The following is an 858-nucleotide window of genomic DNA, read 5'->3' as shown; positions in this document are numbered from 1 at the left end:
GCTCAAAACGTTCAGGTGCATCAATCCGATCCCAATCCAGTCACAGAACCGGAAGATCCCAATCCCGGAGAACAACCTCCACAGCCGGCAGAACCTCCCACCGGAGAACAACCGACAACCCCGGATCCCTCAGTCATCCAACCCGAATTGCCCGATCTTCCGGACCTGCCTGGCAGCACCTTCACCCCTGCCCCCGTTGCCAAACCCGACCATCTGCCCCTGGTTGCCGATACCACAGCACCCGTAGCCTACCAGCCCATCATCGACCGAGCCGCCAATGGCGTAGCCCTCGTCCAGATTGCCACCCCCACCGCCGGCGGCGTCTCCCGCAACCTCTACACCCATTTCAATATCGACCCCAGCGGCCTCATCCTAAATAACACTACCGAGTACACCCAAACCCAACTGGGCGGCTACATCGACGCCAACCACCGCTTAAACGGCGTCAGCGCCCCAACCATCCTCAGCGAAGTCACCAGCCCCCACCTCAGCCACCTCAACGGCTACCTCGAAGTAGCCGGCGCCCAAGCCAACCTCGTCATCGCCAATGCGAACGGAATCTCCGTCAACGGCTTCGGAACCATCAACGCCCGGGAAATCACCCTCTCCACCGCCCAACCCACCGACTGGCAAAACCTGACCTACGCCCCGGCCGCCACCGGCGACATCCGGGTCGAAGGCGACGGCCTAAACGCCGCCACAGCCGATCATCTTTCCCTTCGCACCCGTAACTTCACCAACATCGCCTCCGAACTCCGGGCCCAGCACCTCACCCTCACCGCCGACGGCAAACTCGCCAACAGCGGCGCCATCAGCGCCACCGACACCGCCCGGCTCAGCGGCCAAACCCTCACCAAC

The 858-nt window shown here is 62.8% G+C and carries 1 protein-coding gene; it reads left to right on the top strand.

The annotated features are described in order from the left end of the window. Window positions 1-858, top strand: an 858-nt coding sequence (locus ALO_RS15925) for a filamentous hemagglutinin N-terminal domain-containing protein (protein ID WP_004097853.1), incomplete at both ends; no start/stop codon positions are given.

It is taken from the genome of Acetonema longum DSM 6540 (genome assembly GCF_000219125.1).
Lineage (GTDB): Bacteria > Bacillota > Negativicutes > Sporomusales > Acetonemataceae > Acetonema > Acetonema longum.
The sequence above is the reverse complement of the archived record's forward strand: the minus strand, read 5'-3'. Positions and strand labels throughout refer to the sequence as shown.